Origin of the sequence: Pseudomonas sp. NPDC087612 (assembly GCF_044743505.1) — a bacterium.
GTDB lineage: Bacteria > Pseudomonadota > Gammaproteobacteria > Pseudomonadales > Pseudomonadaceae > Aquipseudomonas.
Window position 1 is genome coordinate 126,728 of sequence record NZ_JBIUWO010000013.1, and the last position, 21,826, is coordinate 148,553.

Sequence of the window (21,826 nt, forward strand, 5' to 3'; positions counted from 1 at the left end):
GATGCTACCAGAGCTTGGCGGCAGCATGGAGCCCGAGGTATTCCTCGTTGTTATGCAATTGAGGCCGAAGCCTGTTGCGACGACTGCGGATTGGGGTGAAAGAACACGTGTTCGTGAACCGGTCCTACAGCGATCTCGCCAATTTCCTGATAGCCCTGTCGATGATAGAACGCCAGGTAGTGCTCGTTGCCGGTGTCCAGCACCACCCCCTCGGAATGCTCATCCACGGCACACCAATCGTGCACAGCCTGTAACAATTGTTCGCCGTAGTGCTTGCCCTGAAACTGCGGATGGATCCCCAGCAGTGGCAACACATGCACCGCATCACTGGGCAGACAGGCCATCAGTGCGGCCTGGTAGTCCAAATAGCGGCGGGTGCAGCGAAAGCCGGTGCTGAGCACCATGCGCATGCGCCAGGCCCAGCTTTCGGTGATGCCCAGGCGTCGCTGCGGCGGGGCGATCAAGGCGATGCCGACCAGCCGGTCTTCAACCAACAGGCCGATGGCGGGCAGGTCCTGGAGAAAATGCTGGTTGACCAGCTCGCGCACCGTGGCGCGTATGCGCTGGTCGAACCCCGGACGCCGGGCCTCGAACAGAAAGGCAAAGGTCGGTTCGTGGCGATAGGCGTGATACAGCAGGGAGCGCGCCTCGCGGCTGTAGCCGCCATCGAGCAGACGGACTTCAGCCGGTGCGGCAGTCGATTCGGGCATGCTGGCAAACCTCCGGAAATGGGCATTCATTGCCTTTGAGGTGTTCGCGGTGCCAACGTTCACCTCGTGGCACAGGTTAGCAACCTATCGAGTGGCTCGCCACGCTGGCCGGCGCCGCCGATGTCGGCTAGCATCCTGGGTTTTACCAGGATTGTGCTGCCCATGAAGATCGTCTCGTTCAACATCAATGGCCTGCGCGCCCGGCCCCACCAGTTGGCGGCGTTGATCGAAAAGCACCAGCCCGACGTCATCGGCCTGCAGGAAACCAAGGTCAGCGACGAGCAGTTCCCGCTCGCCGACGTCCAGGCCCTGGGTTATCACGTGCACTTTCATGGCCAGAAGGGCCACTACGGCGTCGCCCTGCTCTCGCGCCAGGCGCCACTGAGCCTGCACAAGGGCTTCAGCAGCGATGAAGAAGACGCCCAACGGCGCTTCATCTGGGGCACCTTCGCCGATGCCGATGGCACGCCGATCACCATCATGAACGGCTACTTCCCACAGGGCGAAAGCCGCGACCACCCGACCAAGTTCCCGGCCAAGCAGCGTTTCTACAGCGATCTGCAGGCACTGCTGGAAACCCAGTTCCAGAACGACCAGCCGTTGCTGGTAATGGGTGATGTAAACATTTCGCCAGAAGACTGCGACATCGGCATCGGCGCCGACAACGCCAAGCGCTGGCTGAAGACCGGTAAATGCAGCTTCCTGCCGGAAGAGCGCGAGTGGATGGCGCGCCTGAAAAACTGGGGCCTGGTCGACAGCTTCCGCCACCTGCACCCGGAAGTCGCCGACCGTTTCAGCTGGTTCGACTACCGCAGCCGCGGCTTTGAAGACGAGCCCAAGCGCGGCCTGCGCATCGACTTGATCATGGCCTCTCAGGCGCTGCTGCCGCGGATCAAGGACGCCGGCGTCGACTATGACCTGCGCGGCATGGAAAAGCCTTCGGACCATGCGCCGATCTGGCTTGAATTGAACTGATAAACGCTCCCACAGGCTTTGTAGGAGCGGGCTTGCCCCGCGATGCGATCTGGCAGACAGCATGCTATCGCGGGGCAAGCCCGCTCCTGCCACAGCCTGTCATCCCCCGGTCACATGGCTGTCTTAATCTCCCGGCACACCCTTTGCCCATGAGTGCCAGACGGCATGTTGCGCCACCTCTCCCTGCTTGTGCTTTGCCTGCTCCCGCTGATTGGCGCCGCTGACCCGCAGGCGCAATTGCGTATTCAGGGTTCCAACACTATCGGCGCCGCGCTGGCACCGGCGCTGGTCTCAGGTTTGCTCGCGCAACAAGGCGCCAGCGCCATCAGCATCGTCAGCAGCGACGCCGCCAACGAGCTTCAGGTCCGTGCCCTGGACAGCAACGGCCAGGCCTTGCGCATCGACGTCGCCGCCCACGGTTCCAGTACTGGCTTCACTGCACTCAAATCCGGCCAAGCGGAGCTGGCGGCTTCCTCACGTCCGATCAAGCCAGCCGAACTGAACGAGCTGCAAGCGCTGGGCGACCTTAATAGTGCCGCCGCCGAGCAGATCATTGCCCTGGACGGCGTCGCGGTGATCGTCCACCCCGACAACCCGCTGCCGCAATTGACCACCACCCAGCTGGCGCAGATCTTCTGCGGGCAGATCGACCGCTGGGAGCAACTGGGCATCGGCAGCGGCCCGATCAACCTGTACGCCCGCGATGACCGCTCCGGCACCTTCGAGACCTTCAAAGCGCTAGTCCTCGACCCGGCACGGCAAGCCCTGGCCGACCACACCAAACGTTTCGAATCGGCGGAGCAACTGGCCAGCCAGGTGCTCGGCGATCGCCAGGCCATCGGCTTCAGCAGCCTGGCCACGGTGCACGGCGCCAAGGTCGTGGCGATTGCCGACGGTGATTCCCGGGCCATGCTGCCGACAGCGGCGCTGGTGGCCAGCGAAGACTATCCGCTGTCACGCCGGTTGTTCTTTTACTTGCCCCCCGGCCAGGCCAACCCCCTGGCCCGCGCCCTGGTCGAGTTCGCCCAAAGCCCCCAGGGCCAGGCCATCGTCACCGGCAGCGGCTTCGTCGGCCAGCAGGTGCAGAGCATCAAGGTTCAGCCCCGTACCGACATGCCGCGCCGCTACCTGGGCCTTGCCAATGATGCCCGGCGCCTGTCGGTCAACTTCCGCTTCCAGGAGGGTAACGCCAGCCTCGACAACAAGGCCCTGCGCGATGTGCAGCGGGTAGTCCAGTACCTGCAGGCGCAGCACAAGCTGAGTAACAGGGTGGTGCTGGTGGGCTTTGGTGATGCCAAGGATGACCCGCAGCGCGCCGCCCTGCTCTCGCGGCTGCGGGCCATGGCAGTGCGCCGGGAACTGGCTCGTAGTGGTGTCGAGTTGCGCGAAATAATCGGCCTGGGTGACGAACTGCCAGTGGCGGCGAACACCGCCGAACAAGGGCGGATCCGCAATCGGCGGGTCGAGGTGTGGGTCTACTGAGCCACTGCCTGCCAGGCGGGGCAATCAATTGTTACAGCCTCGATTGGGCGCCCTGGTTCTCCGGGTCTAGGCTTGTCCCTAGTGACGCCGGGCCCCTCTGACGGCTGCCAAGCCGCCATGTCGGAGTCACTGTTGCTCAGCAACGTCGACATTAAGGAGGGGCTCATGGCAGCTCTACAGGTATTTCTCGACAACGACTTCCTTGGCACCAGCCTGTGGTTCTGGCTGGCCTTTCTCGGCATCGTCCTGACCCTGCTGGTACTGGACCTGGGCGTGCTGCACCGCAAGCTGCACGAAATCGAAATGCGCGAGAGCCTGCTGCTGTATGGCGGCTATTTCAGCGTCGGGGTGCTGTTCGGCGTGTGGGTGTGGTTCGAGCTGGGCGCGCAGAAGGCCCTGGAGTTCTACACCGGCTTTCTCATCGAGCAGTCGTTGTCGATGGACAACGTGTTCGTCATGGCGATGATCTTCAGCTTCTTCGCCATCCCTCGTCGCTATCAGCACCGGGTGCTGTTCTGGGGGATTCTCGGCGTGGTGGTGCTGCGGGCGATCATGATCGGCCTGGGCAGTGCGCTGGTGCAGGAGTTCGAGTGGATCCTCTACGTGTTCGGCGCCTTCCTGCTGTTCACCGGGGTAAAGATGCTGTTCTCCAGCGAAGATTCCCACCCGGACCTGGCCAACAACCCGGTGCTGAAGTTCGTCCGGCGTCATATGCGGGTAACCGACGAGATCCACGGCCCGCGCTTTTTCGTGCACATCACCCCGCCCGGGCAGAGCAAGGCACTGCGCTATGCCACGCCGTTGTTCCTGGCCCTGGTGCTGATCGAGCTGGCCGACCTGGTGTTCGCCGTCGACAGCGTGCCGGCGATCTTTGCCATCACCCAGGACCCGTTCATTGTCTACACCTCGAACATCTTCGCGATTCTCGGGTTAAGGGCGCTGTACTTTGCCCTGGCGGCGCTGATGCACCGCTTCATCTACCTCAAGTACGCGCTGGCGCTGGTGCTGGTGTTCATTGGCGGCAAGATCTTTTACCACGGCCTGATTGGCGCCGTGCCGCCGATGCTGTCACTGGCGGTGACCATTGCCCTGCTCAGCGGTGGCGTGCTGGTTTCGCTGTTCTCAACCCGTGCACAGGGCAAGCCCGCCGCCGACAAGGAGGCGGACTTGCACGGCAAGCATCAATGACTGCTACGGAGCATTTCCTTGGGCACGTACTTGCCGATCTCGTACTTGCCGATCGCCGCGCGGTGCACTTCGTCCGGGCCGTCGGCCAGGCGCAGGGTGCGCTGCATGGCGTACATGTAGGCCAGCGGGAAGTCGCCCGAGACACCGGCGCCGCCGTGGATCTGGATCGCCCGGTCGATAACCTTCAGCGCCACGTTCGGCGCCACCACCTTGATCTGGGCGATTTCGCTGCGAGCGACCTTGTTACCGACGGTGTCCATCATGTAGGCAGCCTTGAGGGTCAGCAGCCGGGCCATGTCGATTTCCATCCGCGAATCGGCAATCTTGTCGACGTTGCCCCCCAGGCGCGCCAGAGGCCGGCCGAAGGCGGTACGTTCCACCGAGCGCTTGCACATCAGCTCAAGGGCCCGCTCGGCCATGCCGATCGAACGCATGCAGTGGTGGATGCGCCCCGGGCCCAGGCGCCCCTGGGCGATCTCGAAACCGCGGCCCTCGCCGAGCAGCACGTTCTCGTAAGGTACGCGCACGTTCTCGAACAGCACTTCGGCGTGGCCATGGGGCGCGTCGTCGTAGCCGAACACCGGCAGCGGCCGGACGATCTTTACCCCGGGGGTATCGGTAGGCACGAGGATCATCGAGTGCTGCTGGTGCCGCGGGCCTTGCGGGTTGCTCAGGCCCATGAAGATCATGATCTTGCAGCGCGGGTCGCAGGCGCCGGAGGTCCACCACTTGCGGCCGTTGATCACCCACTCGTCACCGTCACGCACGGCGCGGGCGGCCATGTTGGTGGCGTCGGACGAGGCCACGTCCGGCTCGGTCATGGCGAATGCCGAGCGGATGTCACCGCGCAGCAACGGTTCGAGCCACTGGCGCTTCTGCTCTTCGTTGGCGTAGCGCACCAGCACTTCCATATTGCCGGTGTCCGGCGCCGAGCAGTTGAACGGCTCGGGGCCGAGCAACGAGCGGCCCATGATCTCGGCCAGGGGGGCATATTCGAGGTTGGTCAGGCCCGCGCCCAGCTCCGACTCCGGCAAAAACAGGTTCCACAAACCCTCGGCCTTGGCCTTGGCCTTGAGCTCTTCCATGATCGCGGTCGGCTGCCAGCGATCGCCTTCGGCAACCTGGCGCTCGAACACCGCTTCGGCGGGATAGACATAGGCATCCATGAACGCCGTGACACGTTCACGCAGCGCCTGGACCTTGGGTGAATAGGCGAAATCCATGGGCAGTACCTTCAGTGGAAAAGGGATCTGTTATCGATCCTAGATCAGCCGGTAAAATCCACCTAGTCTATTCTCGGCGTGTATAAACATTCATAACCGATATATGATCCACGGATAACACCAACAAGAGCAGCGCCCATGAACCTGAGCAAGGTCGACCTGAATCTGTTCATCGTCTTCGATGCCATCTACACCGAAGCCAACCTGACCCGGGCCGGGCAGATCGTCGGCATTACCCAGCCGGCGGTGTCCAACGCCCTGGCGCGCCTGCGCGAAACCTTCAACGACCCGCTGTTCGTGCGCACCGCCCAGGGCATGGTGCCCACGCCCATGGCGCAGAACATCATCGGCCCGGTGCGCAATGCCCTGTCGCTGCTGCGCGTGTCGGTGCAAGAGAGCCGCATCTTCAACCCGCTGCAGGCCAGCAAGACCTTTCGTATCAGCATGACCGACCTCACCGAGGCGGTGATCCTGCCGCTGCTGTTCCAGCGCCTGCGACGCCTGGCGCCGGCGGTGGTGATCGAAAGCTTCTTGTGCAAGCGCCGGGAAACCACCAAGGAACTGGCCGCCGGGCGCCTGGACTTTGCCGTCGATGCGCCGCTCAACACCGACCCGCAAGTGCGCCACGTCAAGCTGATGCAAGACCGCTATGTGTGCGCCATGCGCCAGGGCCACCCGCTGTTCAAGGACAAGCTCAGCCTCGACGACTACCTGGGCATGACCCACATCCATATCTCCAGCCGCCGCAATGGCCTGGGCTATGTCGACCTGGCCCTGGGCAAGATGGGCGTGCAGCGCAAGATCGCCCTGCGCTCCCAGCATTACCTGATGGCCTCGCAAGTACTGCAGCAGACCGACATGGTCATGACCGTGCCGGAGCGCTTCGCCCGCCGCCACCAGCTCAACCATGTCAACCTGCCGGTGGACGTGCCGCCGCTGGAAACCCACCTGTACTGGCACGAAAGCACCGACCAGGACCCGGCCAACCGCTGGATGCGCGAACAGATCATCGAGCTGTGTCAGGGTGTGGTGGCGCAGGATGAGCGGGCGGCCATGGCTGAGGTGTAGGGAGCTATGGCGGGGCAAGCCCCACCAATCCTTGCTTGACGTATACGTCAACCTGCAATTAGCTTAGCTCCATGCCCTTTTCCCGAGCCAAGCAATGAGCAGCCAGACCTACAGCATCTCCGACCTGTCCCGCGAGCTGGACATCACCACCCGGGCCATTCGCTTCTATGAAGAACAGGGCCTGCTCAGCCCGGAGCGTCGCGGCCTGGAGCGGGTCTATTCGGCTCGCGACAAGGTCAGCCTGAAGCTGATCCTGCGCGGCAAGCGCATTGGTTTTTCCCTGGCCGAGTGCCGTGAACTGATCGAGCTGTATGACCCGTCCAGCGGCAACCTCAAGCAACTGCACAGCATGCTGGCGAAGATCGCCGAACGCCGCGCCCAGCTTGAACAGCAACTGCTCGACATCCAGCAGATGCAACTGGAGCTGGACACTGCCGAAGAGCGCTGCGAGCAAGCCCTGGCCGCGACCTTGAACAACCAGAAAAACAGCCATTGAGCCCTGAGGAATCCTGCCCATGTCATTGCCTGAAAAAGTCCGCCTGGTCGAAGTCGGCCCGCGCGACGGCCTGCAAAACGAAGCCCAGCCCATCAGCGTGGCCGACAAGGTTCGCCTGGTCGATGACCTGAGTGCAGCAGGCCTTTCTTATATAGAAGTGGGCAGCTTCGTTTCCCCCAAGTGGGTACCACAGATGGCCGGCTCCGCCGAAGTGTTTGCCAATATCCAGCAGCGCAACGGGGTGACCTACGCCGCGCTGGCGCCGAACCTGCGCGGTTTCGAAGATGCCCTGGCGGCCGGGGTCAAGGAAGTGGCCGTCTTTGCCGCCGCCTCCGAGGCGTTCTCCCAGCGCAACATCAACTGCTCGATCAGCGACAGCCTGCAGCGCTTCGTGCCGATCATCGAAGCGGCGCGTCAGCACGGGGTGCGGGTGCGCGGTTATGTCTCGTGCGTGCTGGGTTGCCCCTATGAAGGCACGGTCAGCGCCGAGCAGGTGGCCCCGGTGGCCCGCGAGCTGTTCGACATGGGCTGCTATGAAGTGTCGCTGGGCGACACCATCGGCACCGGCACCCCCGGGGCAACCCGGCGCCTGTTCGAAGTGGTCGGCGCCCAGGTGCCACGCGCCCAGCTGGCCGGACACTTTCATGACACCTACGGCCAGGCCCTGGCCAACGTCTATGCCAGCCTGCTTGAAGGCATCAGTGTGTTCGACAGCTCTGTTGCGGGCCTCGGCGGCTGCCCCTATGCCAAAGGCGCCAGCGGTAACGTTGCCAGCGAAGACGTGCTGTACATGCTCCAGGGCCTCGGTATCGACACCGGTATCGACCTGCAGCGCTTGATTGCCGCGGGCTTGCGTATCAGTGAAGTGCTGGGCCGCGCCAGCGGCTCGCGGGTGGCTCGCGCCCGTCAGGCACAATAATCACAAGCGGTAACAGGCGGATCTGCGTGCGGGTGTTACCGCCCCCGCACTTTTCAGGGAAATTCCGGGTAACTCGGAAACAAATCGACAGAATTTCCCGAGGATATTTTTCCGCAAAATCTTCAAGCCATTGATTTTATTGGGTTTTAAAAAGTTGGCACGGCACCTGCTATATCTCAGGTACAAGAACAATAAAAAGTGCGACACACCCAATAAAAATAAGACGAAACGACTCTGACATAACAAGAACAACACGACAGAGGCGCAGCTAACAGATTTTTTTGGAGAGGATGTGCTTTCCAGGGGCTTGCCCCGCAACCGGACACAGAACAATAAAACTACCCCAAGGTAGCGCAGGTCACGGTTGGATCAGCAATGATGAAGGTAGATCAGCGCTCAAAAAAATACGTTTGCTCTTGATCCCGGATGGGGATCGCCAAAGATACAGAGGCAACGGTCGCCAAAAACAACAACAGGCCGCCCTCCAATAACAAAAAAAGAGCACGCAACAATCTTTGAGGGGAGCCTAGGCTCCCCTCAGTGCTTCCTGCCCTCCTCGTTTTCGTCCTCGTCGTCCTTCTCGAAGCGATTGACCACCAGCGGCATCACCCCCAATACCAGCAACGCCAGCACCGTGCTGACCACCGCCGTGGCCTCCCGGCCCATGCCCGCCGCCACACCGATCGCCGCAGTCATCCACAAGCCCGCAGCCGTGGTCAGGCCCTTGACGTGCCCGGCATCCTGGTCGTGGCCCTTGAGAATGGTGCCGGCACCCAAAAAGCCGATACCGGCGACGATGCCCTGCACCACCCGGCTCAGCGCTGCATCGTCGGCCCCGGCCATGCGCGGCACCAGCACGAACAGCGCCGCGCCGAGGGCCACCAGCATATGGGTGCGCACCCCGGCGGCCTTGCCCTTGAGTTCGCGCTCAAAACCGAGAATGGCGCCCAGCAGCGCCGCCATGACCAGGCGCACGGTCACCTGGGTAAGCTGCTTGGCATCGGTGATGTCGGCAAATTCCGCCACCAGGGTGATCCAGACTTGATGCCACCAGGCGTCCATGGGCTGTGTCCATGCAGTAGGGATTAATCGATGGACAACGCCACTGGCGGCAAGTGCGCCGCCGACCGCTGATCGGTTGCTGCCAGCATCCCCTGCACCCGTGCGGTCCCAAATATAGGACCCGAGTAAAGAGGACAAAGCCATGCCTATTGAAATCGACACCACTAACCAGCGCTGCACCCTGATCAGCGATGACATGCACATCCAGGGCGAGGCCACGCAGGTGCGAATCGTCACCGACGAGGCCTTGCGCATGTCGGTTGCCGAGCTCGAAGGCAAGCGCGTGCCAATCACCGAGCAGGAAGCCGATGCCCTCACTGTAGCGGGTGCGGTGGATGGTCGCAGGCACCTCAAGGAGACCGAGCAAGGCTCGATAATCTGAGGCCTGCGGAGTTTCCAAGGGAAATCTGATACGGTTTTTATCCAGATACCTGAGACTGTTATGCAAACAGATGGGGCGCCATAGTGCTCTGGCCTGATCGAGGCCTGATGAGCGACGAACCATGAGCGATAGAATCCCCGTCCAGATCGTTGAAATTGCTGAGCCTTCCACCTTCAAGAAGAAGCCTGCCAGCAGTGACCGACAGATCCACACCCGTAGTTTCACCGGCTTGTTTCGTAACCTGCGCCTGGCTGGCGCGGGTTTTCTGTTTTTGCTGTTCTTTGGCACCGTCTGGCTGAACTGGGGCGGTCGCCAGGCCGTGCTTTGGGACCTGGCCGACAGCAAGTTCCATATCTTCGGCGCCACCTTCTGGCCGCAGGACTTCATCCTGCTCTCGGCGTTGTTGATCATCTGCGCCTTCGGCCTGTTTGCCATCACCGTGCTCGCCGGCCGGGTCTGGTGCGGTTACACCTGCCCGCAAAGTTCCTGGACCTGGATTTTCATGTGGTGCGAGAAGGTCACCGAAGGTGAGCGCAACCAGCGCATCAAGCTCGATGCCGCGCCCTGGAGCCTGAACAAACTGGCCCGGCGTTCGGCCAAGCACACCCTGTGGCTGGCCATCAGCCTGCTGACCGGGCTGACCTTCGTCGGCTACTTCACGCCGATCCGGCCGCTGGCCGAAGAACTGTTCACCCTGCAACTGGGCGGTGTCAGTCTGTTCTGGATTCTGTTCTTCACCGGCGCCACCTACATCAACGCCGGCTGGCTGCGTGAAGCGGTGTGCATGCACATGTGCCCGTACGCCCGGTTCCAGAGCGTAATGTTCGACAAGGACACCCTGACCGTCGCCTACGACCCGGCCCGTGGTGAATCCCGCGGCCCGCGCAAGAAGGAAGTCGACCACAAGGCCAAGGGCCTGGGCGACTGCATCGACTGCCATATGTGCGTGCAGGTGTGCCCGACCGGCATCGACATCCGCGACGGCCTGCAGATGGAGTGCATCGGCTGCGCCGCCTGTATCGACGCCTGTGACTCAATCATGGACAAAATGGGCTACGCCCGCGGCCTGGTCGGCTACAAGTCCGAACACACCCTGCAAGGCGGCACCACCAACTGGCTGCGCCCGCGCCTGCTCGGCTACGTCACCGCCCTGGTGGTGATGATCGGCGCCCTGGTGATCGCTCTGCAGCAGCGGCCGATGGTGTCGATGGACGTGATCAAGGACCGTGGCCTGTTCCGTGAGAACAACGCCGGGCAGATCGAGAACATCTACACCCTCAAGGTCATCAACAAGACCCAGCAATCCCAGCACTACCGCCTGCGCCTGCTCGATGCCGAAGGCTTCGAACTGCACGGCAGGACCGAATTCAGCCTGGCGGCCGGGGAAATGAGCGACTTGCCGGTGTCGGTAGCGATGTTGGCCGATCGCCCGCAAAGCAGCTCCCAGGACATCAGCTTCGAACTGATCGATACGGACGAACCCGGTGTGCGCAGCGTCGCCCACAGCCGTTTTGTTGCGCCTTTGAACCGCTGATCCCATACACTGCCCGAGCATCCGAAACCTTTCGAGCCATGATGAAACGCTACGAGAAATTCGCCGACGACATTGCCGAACTGATCCGCTCCGGGGTCCTCGGCCCCGGCCAGCGCGTGCCGTCGGTGCGTTATGCCAGCCAGACCCACGGCGTCAGCCCGTCCACGGTATTCCAGGCCTACTACCTGCTGGAGCGCCGCGGGCTGATCCGCGCCCGGCCGCGCTCGGGGTACTTCGTCAACGCCCACGCGCCGCGCCAGTTCAGCGAGCCGCAGATCATCGAGCAAGCCAGCGAGTCCACCGAGGTGGATGTCAGCGAGCTGGTGTTCTCGATCCTCGACTCGATCAAGGACCCGCAAACCGTGGCCTTCGGCTCGGCTTTTCCCAGCCCTCATCTGTTCCCGCTGCCGCGCCTGGCCCGCTCCATGGCCAGCGCCAGCCGTGAGATGGACCCGCGCATGGTGGTCACCGACCTGTCGCCGGGCAACCCGCAGCTACGCCGGCAAATTGCCCTGCGCTACATGGTCGGCGGCCTGATGCTGCCCATGGAGGAGCTGCTGATCACCAACGGCGCGCTGGAGGCCCTGAACCTGTGCCTGCAGGCGGTGACCGAGCCCGGCGACTTGGTGGCGATCGAGGCGCCGGCGTTCTATGCCTGCCTGCAGATCCTCGAGCGGCTCAAGCTCAAGGCGGTGGAAATCCCCGTGCACCCGCGCGAAGGCATCGACCTCGGGGTGCTGGCGCAAACCCTGGCCAAGCACCCGGTCAAGGCCGTGTGGTGCATGACCAACTTCCAGAACCCGGTGGGCGCGAGCATGCCGGAAGAGAAGAAGCAGCAGCTTGTGGAGCTCTTGCGCGAACATCAAGTGCCGCTGATCGAGGACGACGTCTATGCCGAGCTGTATTACGCCCAGCAAGCGCCGAAACCGGCCAAGGCCTTCGACACCGACGGCCTGGTGATGCACTGCGGCTCGTTCGCCAAGAGCCTGGCCCCCGGCTACCGCATCGGCTGGGTGGCAGCCGGGCGTTACGCGCAGAAGATCGAACGGCTGAAACTGATGACCTCGCTGTGCGCCTCGATGCCGGCCCAGGCGGCGATTGCCGACTACCTGCAGCACGGCGGCTACGACCGGCACCTGCGCCGGCTGCGCTATGCCCTGGAAGAGCAACAGGCGGCGATGCTCGCGGCCATTGCCCGGTATTTTCCGGCGCAGACCCGGGTCAGCCATCCGGCCGGTGGCTACTTTCTGTGGCTGGAGCTGCCTGAACAGATGGACTCGCTCAAGCTGTTCCAGATGGCGTTGGCGCAAGGCATCAGCATCGCCCCCGGACCGATCTTTTCGCCGACCCGGCGCTTTCGCAACTGCATCCGCCTCAACTACGGCAGCCCCTGGACCGAGCAGTCGGAAAAGGCCATGGAAACCCTGGGCAAGATCGTCCGCTCGTTCTGATCGGCGGTTGTACTTCGAGCGCGCTTGCGGCACCCTGCGCGCTCGAATTTCCCAGGGATGGATGGCATGCACAAGCGACAGCATTTTCTTACGCCGCAGCGTTACGAGCGCTTCCTCGAACACGACGAAGAAAGCCGTGCATTCCTGCGCGACAATCGCCTGCAAGCCGACTCCGACGAGCAAGAGGCAGTGTTCAGCGGCAAGAGCCTCAAGGGCCTGGCGCTGGACAAACTGCTGATCAGCTATACCGCCGGCGTTGACATCGACGCCCTGCCCGCCTTGCTCGAAGCGCTGGTCGCCGAGTACGAGCAACTGCAACGCAAGATGGCCGTGTACACCGAGCAAGCCAACGTCGCTCCGCTGAATCTGGGCGATAGTGAAGAACACCACGAATGCATGCTGGTCATCAGCCTGTGCATTCTGCTCGATCGCCAGGACCTGCTCGAGCGCTTCGTCACGCTGATGGACAACGGCGGCTATGCCGAAGAAGACACCCTCTATGAAGACCTGCTGAGTCGGGTCCTGCCCGACCGTTACGACGTCGATGCGTGGTACCAGGACTACGCCACGCCGTTGGTGCAAACCATCTATGCCACCAGCCCCGAGCAAGCGGCCAGCCGCCTGCAGGGCTACTGCGAGCAGTGGTACGAGCACTTTGAGCACGCCAGCTGGTACGACACCCATGGCGACGATATCAGCGGTTACGTCGGCTACTGGTCATTCGAGGCCGCGGCAGTGGCCCTGCTCTACGGCATCGATACCCGCGAACTGCTGCACGTGATCTTCCCCCATGAGCTGCTCGCTCACGCGCGCAGCCTGCCCGCCTACCAGGGCATTCGCTGGGAGTGCCTGGGCGACGCTGAAGACGATCAGGAGGAGGACGAAGAAGAGCTGATCGACGAAGACGACGAAGACGACAGCGACGAAGACTTTGCCTACGACATCAAGGCCGCCGGCGTCACCTTGTCCGACGCCATCGATGCCGGCAGCATCCCGCACCTGGCCCAGGCCCTGAGTGCCTACGACACCGTCGAAGCGATCCTGGCCCTGAACCTGGCGGCCGACCAGCAGGAGGAAGACGAGGCTTTCTTCGACCTCGCCCTGGCCCTGCTTGGCTGGGTCCCAGGCCCTGGCCACGGGCTCAAACGGGTATTGCGCCTGGTCAATCGCGACCCGCAAAAGCATGCCGAGCAGCTTTATGACCTGCTGCGCCACGTACTGCTCAACTGCAAACTGAAGACCAGCCCGGATGCCCTGCTCGAAGAGAGCCTGGACGCCGAGCTGCTACGCAGCGAGCTTGCGCAAATCATCGCTGCGGTCAGCGCCAGTGCGACCTTCCTGGCCCTCGACGCGCAGCGCCAGGCCCTGGTGCTGAGCGACCTGGAACAGGCTGGTGAACACCTTGACGACCTGATCGAACGCATCGACGAACGCCTGATGCCCTGGCTTGCCGTGCAGCGCAACAGCTCGGCGCAAGCCTCGGGCAGCAGCACCCGCGTGCCGGCGCAAACCAGCAAACCGCAGTCGCGGCGTGTCGATAACCTGCGCGAGCACGGAACGCTCAATACCCACCCAGCGGCCAGTGATGGCGGCAAACTCAGCCGCGAGCAAATCAACCCGGCAGCCACCAGCAACTGGCTGGAGCTGAGCCTGGACGACGGCAAGCTCGGCGGTGTACCCGGCGCGGCCTACAAGGTGATCTTCGCCGACGGCAGCATTGCCGAAGGCTTTTTGAACAACCTCGGCCATACTCGCCTGGAGGGCGTACCTTTCGGCCCGGCCAAGGTGTATTACGGTGAAGACCCGCGCCCCTACCCGCGCCAGCCGATCAAGGCCCTGGCCAGCAGCGCGGCACTGATCGACCGCGACCTGCGCAACCTGGGCTTCATCCCGGCGAAACTTGACCGCGACGACCTGTACGCCGAAACCAGCGGGCGAATAGCCCCCTACTGCGAGCTCAACGCTCTCTGGTGGGAATGGGCCAGCGCGCGCTACCACGGTGATTGAGCCGCACAGTTGTTGAGTGCTGCGCGGGACGCTACATTTGCCACTATCCCCAGGCCGGAACACGCGCATGCCGTCGAGCGAACTGCAGTCCCTGCGCCAGCAACTTGAGCAGTTGCAGCAGCAGAACAATCTGCTCACAGCCCAGCTCGCCGAGCGCAGCCGCGCTGGGCCTGCACCTGACCAGCAGGCCCTGGCCGATACCCAGCAGCGTTATCGCTTTCTGTTCGAGGCCATGGACGAAGGCTTTTGCATCATCGAGTTCTTCGACGGCCCCCATGGCCCACTCAGTGACTACGTGCATATCGAAGCCAACGCCGCCTACGCCAAGCATGCCGGGATCGACAATGTGGTCGGGCAGAAGCTGCGAGAGATGGTGCCCGATGAGGCCGATGGATGGATTGCCCGCTATGGACCGGTGCTGCACAGCGGCAATCCGATCCGCTTCGAGCAGGAGCTGGTAGCCACCGGCCGCCACCTGGACATCTGCGCCTTTCGCCTGGAGCCGGCCAGCCGCAAGCAGGTCGCCGTGCTGTTCCAGGATGTCACCGCGCGCAAACGTGCCGAATCCGAACTCAAGCGCCTCAACCAGGAGCTTGAACTGCGGGTGGCCCAGGCGCTGGCAGAGCGCAAGATCCTCACCGATGTGGTCGAGGCGACCCTGGCGCAAATCCAGGTGGTCGATCTGGACATACGCTGGCTGGCTATCAACCGCGCCGCGCGTGACGAATTCCAGCGAATTTTCGAGCAGATACCCAGCGTCGGCGACAGCCTGCCGACACTCATGGCCAGCCGAGCCGAAGACTGCGCCCGGGGCCTGCAACTATGGCATCGGGCACTCAAAGGTGAGGCATTCGTCGAGGTTGCCGAATTTGGCGAGGGCGAGCAGCATCGCCACTACGAACTGCGGTTCAGCCCGCTGCATGACAGCAATGGGCAACTGATCGGCGCTTACCTGTTCGCCTACGACATCAGCGAGCGGGTCCGCGAGCAAAAACGCCTGCGCAAGACTGAAGAAGCCCTGCGCCAGGCGCAGAAAATGGAAGCGGTCGGCCAGCTCACCGGCGGCATCGCCCATGACTTCAACAACCTGCTGACCGGCATCAGCGGCTCGCTCGAACTGTCGCGCAACCTGCTCGGGCGCGAGCGCCATGAACAGATCGCCCCCTACCTGCGCACCGCCCAGGATGTGTGCAACCGCGCCGCATCCCTGGTTCACCGGCTGCTGGCCTTTTCCCGGCGCCAGACCCTGGAACCGCGCACCATCGACGTCAATCGCCTGGTCGGCGGCATGCTTGAGCTGATCCGCCGCAGCGTCGGCCCGCACATCGACATCGAGGTGTTTACCTCCAGCGCATCCTGCCGAGCCAACATCGACGCCTCGCAACTGGAAAACGCCCTGCTCAACCTGTGCATCAACGCCCGCGACGCCATGCCGGGCGGGGGCAGGATCAGCATCGAAACCCGTCATCTGCCAGCCGATGAGCAAGTCGCCGCGCACCTGGACCTCAAGCCCGGTGACTACCTGGCCTTAAGCGTCAGCGATAACGGCAGCGGCATGTCACCGCAGGTGCTGGCGCGCGCCTTCGATCCGTTCTTCACCACCAAGCCGGTGGGCCAGGGGACGGGCCTGGGGCTGTCGATGGTCTATGGTTTCGTCCGTCAGTCCGGTGGCCAGGTGCGGGTGTATTCGGAACCTGGCCAGGGCACCAGCGTGCACCTGTACCTGCCGCGCCTGGACAGCGCCAGCCTGCCGCTTAGCGAAGCGAAACCAACGGCCCGCCCGCAACGTGAACTGCGCGACATGACGGTGATGCTGGTCGATGACGAAGCAACCATTCGCATGCTGGTCGGCGAAGTGCTCGAGGAACTGGGCTGCGCCAGAATAGAATTCGCCAACGGCCACAGCGCCCTGGCGGCCCTGAAAAAGGGTGCGTGCGTCGACCTGTTGATCAGCGATGTCGGCCTGCCCGGCGGCATGAACGGCCAGCAACTGGTGGCCGCCGCCCGCCAATTGCGGCCCGGACTGAAGGTGCTGTTCATCACCGGCTACGCCGAGCAGGCGGTGCTCGGCAGCGGCGTGTTCGAGCCCACTACCCGGGTGCTGACCAAGCCGTTCAGCCTCGACACCCTGGCCCAGCGTATCGAGGAAATGATCGGCTGATCAGCGCCCGCCACCAAGGTCCAGAAAGCTACCGGTGGAATACGAGGCCTGGTCTGACAGCAGCCAGAGGATCGCCTCGGCGACTTCCTCGGCCTGCCCGCCGCGGCCCATGGGGATGCCCGGCGCAAGCTTGCTGACCCGCTGCGGGTCGCCGCTGAGGGCGTGGAAGTCGGTGAAGATGTAGCCCGGGCGTACGGCATTGACCCGCACCCCTTCGCCGGCCACTTCCTTGGCCAGGCCGACGGTGAAGGTATCCAGCGCGCCCTTGGAGGCGGCATAGTCGACGTATTCGTTAGGCGAGCCCAGCCGCGCGGCCACCGACGAGACGTTGACGATGCTGCCGCCCTGCCCGCCATGGCGGGTCGACATGCGCTGCAGCGCGTGCTTGGCGCACAGCATCGGCCCGACCACGTTGGTCTTCATCAGCTTGAGCAGGCGAAACTCCGACACCTCTTCGACCCGACTCTGGTGGCCGATGGTGCCGGCGTTGTTGACCAGCGCAGTGACCGGGCCCAGCTCGGCATCGACGCGCTGGAACAGCTGGACGATCTCGTCCTCGACACTGACGTCGGCCTTCACCGCAATGGCCTCGGCACCCAGTTCACGGACCTCGGCCAGCACCCGCTGGGCGGCTTCGTCGTCACGCAGGTAATTGATGCAGATACGGTAACCGGCGCGCGCGGCCAGGCGTGCGGTGGCAGCGCCAATGCCGCGGCTGGCGCCGGTGATCACGATAACCTTGTCCATGGATACTCCTTGCCCCCAATGGCGTTGACCCCTCAAGGCTAACGCAGTCAGGGGCCGGGCACAAAGCCGCTTCAGGCAGCCGGTGGCGGTACCGGTGCCTTGGCTTCGGCCTTGCGCAGCGGGTACAGGTGCTGGCGCACGATACCTTCAGGCAGGTCCTTGCCGAACACGCCGTATCGCGCCGGCCATTCCTTGGGCGGCAGCTTGAAGGTGCCGAACAGCATGTCCACCAGCGGCGTATGGATCGCGTAGTTCTTGTAGATGTAATCCTTGTGCCGGGCGTGGTGCCAGTGGTGATAGCGCGGCAGCACCAGCAGGTAGTTGAGCCAGCCGCCGTCGATACGCACGTTGGCATGGGCGAGCACCGCCTGCACACCGACCAGGATCACGTAAGCGTTCATCGCCTGGGGCGAAAAGCCCAGCAGGATCAGCGGCGCCAACACCCCGGTGCGGGTCAGAAGGATCTCGCAGAAATGAATGCGCGAACCGGCCAGCCAGTCCATGTGCGTGCTCGAATGATGCACGGCATGAAAGCGCCACATCCACGGCACCACGTGATACAAGCGGTGCAGCCAGTACTGGCCGAGGTCGGCGACGAACACCGCGAGCAAGAACTGCACCACGATCGGCAGGCTTTGCACCTTGGCCTGCAAGGTATCGGACAGCACCCAGCCGGCCAGCCAGCTGGACGAGGCGGTGACAAAGATGAGGATGAACTGCACCAGCATATGGCTGACGAAGAAGTAGCTGAGGTCGGTGCGCCAGTGCGGGCGCAGGATGTTTTGCTGCGGGTCCTTGGCGTAGAGTTTTTCCAGCGGGATGAAGATCACCGCCGATACCAGCAGAGCGAGTACAAACCAGTCCAGGCCCAGCGAGTACGGGGTCTGGCCGATGGTTTCGGTCTGGATGTTGGTGCCGCCGAGAAACATCGCCAGGCCTGCCGCACTGATGCCGGTAAAGCCCAGGCGCTTGCGCTTGTTGAGGAGGATGTTCAGGGTGCCCAGGGCGAAGGCCAGGATCAGCCCGATCAGCAGCGCGGTACGGGCAAAGTGCACGCTATAGACCTTGCGAAACTCGGCAAAGGTCAGCCACTGCGGAAACAGGAAGCACAACACCGCCAGCAGGCTGAGCAGCCCCAGGGCCGCCGAGAGGTAACCGCTGATACGCCCCTGGCCGAGCTTGAACGGGTCGTGGCCGTGGCGTTTGAAATAGGCCTTGATTGCCTGCATGAATCGCTGATCCTTCATAGTGGTGGGCTCCGTGCGGCGCGGAGTATACCGACCTGCGGCCACAAGTGAACGCGTACCTGCCTGGCCAGCTGACAAATCTGTAATGCGCTGCTCAGTTTGCTGACAGTCAGCACTGGCTAAGGTCGTGCCATCCCCGCCCCTGGAATGGCAGCCATGCTTCGACACCCGACCCGCCGCACCTTCGTCAAGGGCTTCGCCGCCGGCAGCGCCCTGGCCGGCCTCGGCCTCTGGCGCTTGCCGGCATTTGCTGCGCCCCCTGTGTTTGCCAATGAGCTGAGCGGCGAGCACTTCGAGCTGTTCATCGGTCAGACCCCGGTCAACGTTACCGGCCGCCCGCGTACGGCGCTGACCATCAACAACAGCCTGCCCGGCCCGACCCTGCGCTGGCGGGAGGGCGACAGCGTGACCCTGCGGGTGCGCAACCGCCTGAACGAGCCGACCTCGCTGCACTGGCACGGGATCATCCTCCCGGCCAACATGGATGGTGTGCCGGGCCTGAGCTTTGCCGGCATCGAGCCCGGTGGCGAATACCTTTACCGCTTCACCCTGCAGCAGAGCGGCACCTACTGGTACCACAGCCATTGCGGCCTGCAGGAACAGGCCGGGGTCTACGGCGCGATCGTCATCGAACCCAGGCAGCCCGAAGCCCATCGCTACCAGCGCGACTACGTGCTGCTGCTCAGCGACTGGAGCGACCAGGCCCCCGAGGCGCTGATGGCGACCCTGAAAAAGCAGTCCGACGCCTTCAACTACCACAAGCGCACCGTTGGCGACTTCATCGATGATGTCGCCAGAGATGGCTGGCAGCAAACCGTCGCCGAACGCAAGGCCTGGGCGGCCATGCGCATGAGCCCCACCGACCTTGCCGACATCAGCGCCGCTACCTACACCTACCTGCTCAACGGCCAGCCGCCGAATGGCAACTTCACCTGCCTGTTCCAGCCCGGCGACACTGTGCGCCTGCGCCTGATCAACGGCTCGGCGATGAGCTATTTCGACTTTCGCATTCCGGGCCTTAAGCTGACGGTGATCGCCGCCGATGGCCAGCCGGTGGAGCCAGTCGAGGTCGATGAACTGCGCATCGCCGTGGCCGAAACCTATGACGTGCTGGTGCGGGTCGGCGACCTGCCCGCCTATACCCTGTACGCGCAGAGCATGGACCGCAGCGGCTACGCCCGCGGTACCCTGGCGCGCAGCAACGGGCTGAGCGCCGAGGTGCCAGAGCCGGACCCACGCCCCATCCTGACCATGGCCGACATGGGCCACGGCGCCATGGCCGGGATGGGCGCCATGGACCACAGCCAGATGGCCGGCATGGACCATTCGAAAATGACCGGCATGCAGCAACACCCAGCCAGCGAAAGCGGCAACCCGCTGGTGGACATGCAGACCATGAACCCCAGGCCCAACCTCGCCGACCCAGGGATTGGCCTGCGCAACAACGGCCGCCGGGTGCTGACCTACGCCGACCTGAAAAGCACCTTCGCCGACCCCGATGGCCGCGAGCCGTCCCGGGAAATCGAACTGCACCTGACCGGACACATGGAGCGCTTCGCCTGGTCGTTCAACGGCATCAAGTTCTCCGACGCCGAGCCGCTGCGCCTGACCTACGGCGAGCGCCTGCGCATCACCCTGGTCAACGACACGATGATGGCCCACCCGATCCACCTGCATGGCCTGTGGAGTGACCTGGAAGACGAACACGGGCGCTTCCAGGTGCGTAAGCACACCCTCGACATCCCGCCGGGCAGCCGCCGTAGCTACCGGGTCAGCGCCGACGCCCTGGGCCGCTGGGCCTATCATTGCCACCTGCTCTACCACATGGAGATGGGCATGTTCCGCGAGGTACGCGTCGATGAATAAGCCCATTGTTCGGCCGCTGTTCGGCGGCCTCGCCCTGCTCGCCCTGCTGGCCAGTGAAGAGACCCGTGCCGAGGCCATGGATCACGCCGCCATGGGCCACGGTGCCATGCCCCAGCAAGGCATGAACCACAGCATGGCGTCCGATTCGCCGCGCACACCGTTACGGCCGATCACCGACGCCGACCGCCAGGCGGCCTTCCCGCCCCTGCCTGGTCATCAGGTCCACGACCAGCAGACCAACTGGGCCGTGACGGTCGAGCAACTGGAGTACCAGAACTTCGACAACAGCAGCGCCCTGAAGTGGGACGCCAACGCCTGGATCGGCGGCGATGTCGACCGCCTGTGGCTGCGCAGCGAAGGCGAACGCGAACAGGGCGTGACCCACAAGGCCGAACTGCAGGCGCTCTGGGGCCATGCCATCAGCCCCTGGTGGGAGCTGGTCGGTGGCCTGCGCCAGGACTTCAAGCCGGCCACTGGCCAGACCTGGGCCGCCTTCGGCATCCAGGGCACGCCGCTGTACGGGCTGGAGCTGCAAGCCACCCTGTATGCCGGCGAACGTCAGCAAACCGCGCTGCGCCTGGAGAGCAGTTACGCTATCCTGCTGAGCAATCGCTGGATCCTCGAACCGTCGCTGGAGGCCAATTTCTATGGCCGCAACGACGCCACCCGGGACCAGGGCAGTGGCCTTGCCGACAGCGAGATTGGCCTGCGCCTGCGCTACGAAATCACCCGTGGCGTTGCCCCGTACCTGGGCATCAGCGTCAACCGGGCCTACGGCAACAACGCCGAGCAAATCCGTGATGAGCACGGCGACATCGGCCAGACCCGCCTGGTCGCTGGAGTTCGCCTGCGTTTCTAGAAGTGGAGAAGTACATGCTGAGCAAGAAAATCGTCGCCTTCGGCCTGCTGGCCCTGAGCACCCTGGCCCAGGCCGGGCCGACCATCGATGTCTACCGTGACCCCAACTGCGGTTGCTGCAAGGACTGGATCAAGCACCTGCACGACAACGGCTACACGGTCAACGACCATGTCGAGCCGAACATGAGCGCGCTCAAGCAGCGCCTGGGCGTCGAGCCGCGCCTGGCCTCGTGCCATACCGGGGTGATCGACGGCAAGTTCGTCGAAGGCCATGTGCCGGCCGAGCAGATCAAGCTGCTGAGCAAGCGTCCCGACCTCAAGGGCCTGGCCGTACCGGGCATGCCCATGGGCTCGCCGGGCATGGAAATGGGCGACCACAAGGACGCCTACCAGGTCATCGGTCTGACCCTTGAGGGCAAGGACGAAGTGGTCGCCAACTACTGATCCGGC

At 63.6% G+C, this 21,826-nt stretch carries 19 protein-coding genes; 14 read left to right on the forward strand and 5 right to left on the reverse strand.

The annotated features are described in order from the left end of the window. Nucleotides 1-50: 50 nt before the first annotated feature. Nucleotides 51-710, reverse strand: coding sequence for an N-acetyltransferase (locus ACIOVF_RS24590; RefSeq protein WP_045201378.1), 660 nt, complete (start codon nucleotides 708-710; stop codon nucleotides 51-53). Between the two features lie 162 nt (nucleotides 711-872). Here ACIOVF_RS24590 and xthA point away from each other — a divergent pair, with 162 nt between their 5' ends. From xthA to ACIOVF_RS24605, 3 genes are all read left to right on the forward strand, one after another. Continuing rightward, on the forward strand, nucleotides 873-1,685 hold the full coding sequence (xthA, locus tag ACIOVF_RS24595) for an exodeoxyribonuclease III (RefSeq protein ID WP_093384940.1): 813 nt from the start codon (nucleotides 873-875) through the stop codon (nucleotides 1,683-1,685). A gap of 165 nt (nucleotides 1,686-1,850) precedes the next feature. Beyond that, the gene (locus ACIOVF_RS24600; protein WP_401293168.1) at nucleotides 1,851-3,167 is read left to right on the forward strand and encodes a substrate-binding domain-containing protein; all 1,317 of its coding nucleotides are present in this window, start codon (nucleotides 1,851-1,853) and stop codon (nucleotides 3,165-3,167) included. Between the two features lie 165 nt (nucleotides 3,168-3,332). Continuing rightward, nucleotides 3,333-4,355 carry a TerC family protein gene (locus ACIOVF_RS24605; RefSeq protein ID WP_045201375.1) on the forward strand — a complete coding sequence of 341 codons (1,023 nt, stop codon included), beginning with the start codon at nucleotides 3,333-3,335 and terminating at the stop codon, nucleotides 4,353-4,355. Here the strand turns inward: ACIOVF_RS24605 and ACIOVF_RS24610 are convergent. Further along, on the reverse strand, nucleotides 4,349-5,578 hold the full coding sequence (locus tag ACIOVF_RS24610; RefSeq protein WP_045201374.1) for an acyl-CoA dehydrogenase: 1,230 nt from the start codon (nucleotides 5,576-5,578) through the stop codon (nucleotides 4,349-4,351). The two genes, ACIOVF_RS24605 and ACIOVF_RS24610, sit on opposite strands and share 7 nt — an antisense overlap. A gap of 138 nt (nucleotides 5,579-5,716) precedes the next feature. On the opposite strand from ACIOVF_RS24610, the gene ACIOVF_RS24615 reads away from it, so the two are divergent. The 3 genes from ACIOVF_RS24615 (at nucleotide 5,717) to ACIOVF_RS24625 (ending at nucleotide 8,061) form a co-directional block, all read left to right on the forward strand. After that, nucleotides 5,717-6,646, forward strand: coding sequence for a LysR family transcriptional regulator (locus ACIOVF_RS24615; RefSeq protein WP_045201373.1), 930 nt, complete (start codon nucleotides 5,717-5,719; stop codon nucleotides 6,644-6,646). Nucleotides 6,647-6,740: 94 nt separating this feature from the next. Continuing rightward, nucleotides 6,741-7,142 (forward strand): MerR family DNA-binding transcriptional regulator, encoded by a 402-nt coding sequence (locus tag ACIOVF_RS24620; RefSeq protein WP_010226535.1) that lies wholly within the window; start codon nucleotides 6,741-6,743, stop codon nucleotides 7,140-7,142. 19 nt (nucleotides 7,143-7,161) lie between these two features. After that, a complete protein-coding gene (locus ACIOVF_RS24625; RefSeq protein WP_258610232.1) occupies nucleotides 7,162-8,061 on the forward strand; it encodes a hydroxymethylglutaryl-CoA lyase in 900 nt (299 codons plus the stop codon). 537 nt (nucleotides 8,062-8,598) lie between these two features. Here ACIOVF_RS24625 and ACIOVF_RS24630 read toward each other — a convergent pair. Then, nucleotides 8,599-9,123, reverse strand: coding sequence for an MgtC/SapB family protein (locus ACIOVF_RS24630; RefSeq protein WP_045201371.1), 525 nt, complete (start codon nucleotides 9,121-9,123; stop codon nucleotides 8,599-8,601). A 142-nt stretch (nucleotides 9,124-9,265) separates the two neighbouring features. On the opposite strand from ACIOVF_RS24630, the gene ACIOVF_RS24635 reads away from it, so the two are divergent. From ACIOVF_RS24635 to ACIOVF_RS24655, 5 genes are all read left to right on the forward strand, one after another. Then, entirely contained in the window at nucleotides 9,266-9,505 is a 240-nt protein-coding gene (locus ACIOVF_RS24635) for a DUF3203 family protein (RefSeq protein WP_045201370.1), read from the forward strand. 121 nt (nucleotides 9,506-9,626) lie between these two features. Continuing rightward, nucleotides 9,627-11,039 carry a cytochrome c oxidase accessory protein CcoG gene (ccoG, locus tag ACIOVF_RS24640; protein ID WP_045201369.1) on the forward strand — a complete coding sequence of 471 codons (1,413 nt, stop codon included), beginning with the start codon at nucleotides 9,627-9,629 and terminating at the stop codon, nucleotides 11,037-11,039. Nucleotides 11,040-11,080: 41 nt separating this feature from the next. Next, entirely contained in the window at nucleotides 11,081-12,490 is a 1,410-nt protein-coding gene (gene mapR, locus ACIOVF_RS24645; RefSeq protein ID WP_045201498.1) for a GntR family transcriptional regulator MpaR, read from the forward strand. A gap of 66 nt (nucleotides 12,491-12,556) precedes the next feature. Then, nucleotides 12,557-14,497, forward strand: a complete 1,941-nt coding sequence (locus tag ACIOVF_RS24650; RefSeq protein WP_401293176.1) for a PoNe immunity protein domain-containing protein — start codon at nucleotides 12,557-12,559, stop codon at nucleotides 14,495-14,497. 67 nt (nucleotides 14,498-14,564) lie between these two features. Beyond that, entirely contained in the window at nucleotides 14,565-16,658 is a 2,094-nt protein-coding gene (locus tag ACIOVF_RS24655) for a PAS domain-containing protein (protein WP_401293178.1), read from the forward strand. On the opposite strand, the gene ACIOVF_RS24660 is transcribed toward ACIOVF_RS24655, so the two are convergent. Continuing rightward, nucleotides 16,659-17,405: an SDR family oxidoreductase gene (locus ACIOVF_RS24660; protein ID WP_045201367.1), complete on the reverse strand. Its 747-nt coding sequence runs from the start codon at nucleotides 17,403-17,405 to the stop codon at nucleotides 16,659-16,661. Between the two features lie 71 nt (nucleotides 17,406-17,476). Next, nucleotides 17,477-18,652 (reverse strand): sterol desaturase family protein, encoded by a 1,176-nt coding sequence (locus ACIOVF_RS24665; protein WP_401293183.1) that lies wholly within the window; start codon nucleotides 18,650-18,652, stop codon nucleotides 17,477-17,479. Between the two features lie 156 nt (nucleotides 18,653-18,808). Here ACIOVF_RS24665 and ACIOVF_RS24670 point away from each other — a divergent pair, with 156 nt between their 5' ends. The 3 genes from ACIOVF_RS24670 to ACIOVF_RS24680 are packed head-to-tail and all read left to right on the forward strand — an operon-like array spanning nucleotide 18,809 to nucleotide 21,820. Then, a complete protein-coding gene (locus ACIOVF_RS24670) occupies nucleotides 18,809-20,518 on the forward strand; it encodes a copper resistance system multicopper oxidase (RefSeq protein WP_213601908.1) in 1,710 nt (569 codons plus the stop codon). Then, the gene (locus ACIOVF_RS24675; protein ID WP_045201364.1) at nucleotides 20,511-21,377 is read left to right on the forward strand and encodes a copper resistance protein B; all 867 of its coding nucleotides are present in this window, start codon (nucleotides 20,511-20,513) and stop codon (nucleotides 21,375-21,377) included. The genes ACIOVF_RS24670 and ACIOVF_RS24675 overlap by 8 nt, the downstream gene beginning before the upstream one ends. Before the next feature lie 14 nt (nucleotides 21,378-21,391). Continuing rightward, nucleotides 21,392-21,820: a DUF411 domain-containing protein gene (locus tag ACIOVF_RS24680; protein WP_045201363.1), complete on the forward strand. Its 429-nt coding sequence runs from the start codon at nucleotides 21,392-21,394 to the stop codon at nucleotides 21,818-21,820. Nucleotides 21,821-21,826: the final 6 nt, after the last annotated feature.